The sequence below is a fragment of the Nonomuraea candida genome, from assembly GCF_000725485.1.
Classification (GTDB): domain Bacteria; phylum Actinomycetota; class Actinomycetes; order Streptosporangiales; family Streptosporangiaceae; genus Nonomuraea; species Nonomuraea candida.
This window is the reverse complement of sequence record NZ_JOAG01000107.1, coordinates 1-3,010: the sequence shown is the minus strand read 5'-3', so window position 1 is coordinate 3,010 and position 3,010 is coordinate 1. Positions and strand designations below refer to the sequence as shown.

The following is a 3,010-nucleotide window of genomic DNA, read 5'->3' as shown; positions in this document are numbered from 1 at the left end:
CTTGATCGCCTGGCTGACGCGGGCCTGGGTCACGTGCAGCCGCTGCGCGGTGCGGCCGAAGTGCAGCTCCTCGGCCAGCGCCAGGAAGATCTCGATGTCGCGAAGTTCCACCTCCGGCGCTCCTGCGGGGCTGACGTGGGGATGGCGTGGGGATGGCGTCCGGCTCGGACGGCCTCGGTCAGAGGGATCTCGTCATGAACACGCTGTGCGGGTCGGGCCGGTAGTCGGCGAAGGGTTCGCAGTATTCGAAGCCGAATTTCTCGTAGAGCCTTCTCGCGGGCAGGAAGAATTCGGTCGAACCGGTCTCCAGGCTGAGCCGGGTGAACCCCATGCGCCTGGCCTCGGTGAGAATGTGCTCCAGCATCAGGGACGCGAGCCCGCTGCGTTTGCGGTGGGACGCGGTGCGCATCGACTTCAGTTCGGCGTGGGCCGGGTCCAGCCTCTTGATCGCGCCGCAGGCCACCACCGAGCCGCCGTCCGTCGCCGACCAGAAGGTGACGTCGCTGGTGCGGAGCTTGCCGAGGTCGAGGGCGTGCACGCTCTCCGGCGGCGTGATGGACTTCATCTCCTCGACGTGCTCATTGAGGAACGCCGCGATCTCCGGGCCGGACAGGTCGTCCACGACGATGTTCATCTCACTCCTCGACGGTGTCTCACGGTAGGACGATCATCACGGCGTACCGGACGGCGCCGGGGCCGGGGTTGCGGAAGCGCGTCGGCCCCCATAGGCGGAATCGCAGGCAGTCGCCCTTCCGGAGGTCGTGCCGCTGCCCGTCCACGGTGAGCTCGAGCCTGCCGTCCAGCACCCAGATGTGCTGCTCCTGGCCCGGTACGGGCGGCTTGTCGTACGGGATGTCGGCCCCCTCCCGCAGGAGGCCCTCCATGACCTCGCCCTTCAGCCCGGCATGCGGCGGGGACACCGAGCGCCGGGTGAAGCCCGACTTCTCGTCCCGCCACACCTGCTGCCGGTCGGATCGCATCAGTTGCGGGGGCGCCGACTCCACCTCGGCGAGAAGTTGTGACATCGTCCGTCCGTAGACGGCGCACAACTTGCCCAGCAGCGTGGCCGTCGGGCTGATCTCCGCGCGTTCCAGCCGCGACAGTGTCGAACGGCTCACGCCCGCCTGCGCCGCCAGCTCGTTCAGCGACCAGCCGCGTTCGACCCGCAAGTCGGCGAGCCGCCCGGCGAGCCGGGTCTCCAGGTCTTCCGCGGTTCTCATATATGGGACTATATCCCTGATATGAGAACACCACAATGCGCGCCGTTGACCGGCAGCCGCAAGGGGGACGCATGAAGCGCATCGCCATCTTCACCGGTTCGACGCCCGGCGCCACCCCCGCCTTCTCGGACCTGGCCGCCGGCGTCGGCCGCGAACTGGCGACCAGGGGGATCGGCGTGGTGTACGGCGGCGGGCGCGCCGGCCTCATGGGCGCGGTCGCCGATGGGGCGCTCAAGGCCGGCGGCGAGGTGATCGGCGTGATCCCCCGCAGCATGGTCGAGCGCGAATGGGCCCACGACGGCATCACCGAGCTGCACGTCTGCGAGACCATGCACGAGCGCAAGGCGATCATGGCAGACAGGTCCGACGCCTTCCTGGCCCTGCCCGGAGGGCTCGGAACCCTCGAAGAGATCTTCGAGGTGTGGACCTGGCGCCAGCTCGGCTTCCACCGCAAACCGGTGGGCTTCCTGAACGCCGACGGCTTCTGGACCCCCATGCTCAGGGCGCTCGACGCCATCGCGGCCGACGGATTCCTGTCCCCGGCGGCCATGAAGGACGTCGTCGTCGAGCCGAACCTGCCCGCCGCCCTGGGGGCGCTGTCCCTCCTCGGCTGAGGGGCCGCCCTCTTGGGGAGCGAAGGGAATGTTCGGGGAACTCGGATGCCGTCCTGCCGGGCCTGCGGGTCTTGGTCCTGAACGCTTTCGGCCGCACCTTCCAGCGGCTGCACGTCACCCAGGCCCGCGTCGGCCAAGCCATCAGGAAACAGGAGCGCCGCGTCGGCCAAGCCATCAAGAGACAGGAGCGCCGCATCGGCGCCACCCTGTCCGACCGCGACAACCGCGATGGCGAGTCGGACCTTCTTCATGCTCTCCGCCATGATCAGAACTCTCACCTTCCTGTCGCCCGCGCACACCGCCAGTCCGGTGCGGGGCCGACAGCAGATCCGCCGGCCATGGAGGCCGATGCACGTCCGAGCACGATCGCCGCCCTGGTCGCGGGGCTCCTGGCCGGCTATGGCATCGCCATCCCGGTCGGCGCGGTCGCGACATACCTGGTGGCCCTCACGGCTCGCACGTCCTTGAAGACCGGAGCCTTCGCCGCTCTCGGAGTAGCGACGGCAGACGGCATGTACGCCTTGATCGCTGCCCTTGGCGGCGCTGCCCTGACCCCCTTCATCCAGCCGATCGTGGCGCCTCTGCGCCGGGGAGCGGGGCTGGTCCTCATCATCTCGGCCCTGCGGGCCGGGGTGACGGCGATCCGCCGACACCGCCAACGCCATCAGCCCGTCACCATGGGCGCCATGCAGCTCACCCCAGGACGCGCCTACTGGACGCTGCTGGGGGATCACGATGCTCAACCCTCTCACCGTGATCTATTTCGCGGCACTGGTGCTCGGCATCCAGGCATCGGCCACCCCACACGTGGCTGAACAGGCCGTGTTCGTCCTGGCCGCCTTCGCGGCCTCGGCCAGCTGGCAACTGCTCCTGGCCGGTGGCGGGGCACTGCTGGGCCAGCTGGTCACCGGCAGTCGCGGGCGGCTCATCACCGCCCTGGTCTCCAGCGCCTTGATCACCTTCTTCGCTCTGCATCTGCTCCTGTCCGCATCCTGACGGGGCATCGTCCCCGATATCCGTCCGTCACCCTTCCGGGGTCATCGACCGATGGCCCCGGACGTCACCGGAGAGCCGCCTGATCTGGCTCACAAGACCGGGGTGAACAGGCGGCTGCTGCGCTACTACGAGGAGCAGGGCCTGCTCAGGCCGGTCCGGCTGGACAACGGCTACCGCGAG

Annotated in this window: 7 protein-coding genes; 4 read left to right on the top strand and 3 right to left on the bottom strand. The window is 69.1% G+C overall.

The window, feature by feature from the left end; genetic code table 11:
• From IO39_RS53745 to IO39_RS43205, 3 genes are all read right to left on the bottom strand, one after another.
• On the bottom strand, positions 1 to 111 hold a 111-nt coding region (locus IO39_RS53745; protein ID WP_157549312.1), incomplete at its 3' end, for a LysR family transcriptional regulator.
• A 67-nt stretch (positions 112 to 178) separates the two neighbouring features.
• Positions 179 to 634: a GNAT family N-acetyltransferase gene (locus IO39_RS43210; protein ID WP_043637487.1), complete on the bottom strand. Its 456-nt coding sequence runs from the start codon at positions 632 to 634 to the stop codon at positions 179 to 181.
• A 19-nt stretch (positions 635 to 653) separates the two neighbouring features.
• A complete protein-coding gene (locus tag IO39_RS43205; RefSeq protein WP_043637484.1) occupies positions 654 to 1,220 on the bottom strand; it encodes a helix-turn-helix domain-containing protein in 567 nt (188 codons plus the stop codon).
• Positions 1,221 to 1,291: 71 nt separating this feature from the next.
• Here IO39_RS43205 and IO39_RS43200 point away from each other — a divergent pair, with 71 nt between their 5' ends.
• The 4 genes from IO39_RS43200 to IO39_RS53740 all read left to right on the top strand — a co-directional run.
• A complete protein-coding gene (locus IO39_RS43200) occupies positions 1,292 to 1,834 on the top strand; it encodes an LOG family protein (protein ID WP_043637482.1) in 543 nt (180 codons plus the stop codon).
• Positions 1,835 to 1,905: 71 nt separating this feature from the next.
• A complete protein-coding gene (locus IO39_RS57205) occupies positions 1,906 to 2,649 on the top strand; it encodes a hypothetical protein (protein WP_211267388.1) in 744 nt (247 codons plus the stop codon).
• Complete coding sequence (locus IO39_RS57200; RefSeq protein ID WP_211267387.1) at positions 2,588 to 2,830, top strand: hypothetical protein; 243 nt, start codon at positions 2,588 to 2,590, stop codon at positions 2,828 to 2,830. Before IO39_RS57205 ends, IO39_RS57200 begins: the two co-directional genes overlap by 62 nt.
• 51 nt (positions 2,831 to 2,881) lie before the next feature.
• Positions 2,882 to 3,010, top strand: a 129-nt coding sequence (locus tag IO39_RS53740) for a MerR family DNA-binding transcriptional regulator (protein WP_157549816.1), incomplete at its 3' end; no start/stop codon positions are given.

Excerpts from the sequence above, each read along its gene's own strand:
- IO39_RS43200 (WP_043637482.1), top strand. The coding sequence starts at position 1,292 with ATGAAGCGCATCGCCATCTTCACCGGTTCGACGCCCGGCGCCACCCCC.
- IO39_RS43205 (WP_043637484.1), bottom strand. The coding sequence starts at position 1,220 with ATGAGAACCGCGGAAGACCTGGAGACCCGGCTCGCCGGGCGGCTCGCC.
- IO39_RS43210 (WP_043637487.1), bottom strand. The coding sequence starts at position 634 with ATGAACATCGTCGTGGACGACCTGTCCGGCCCGGAGATCGCGGCGTTC.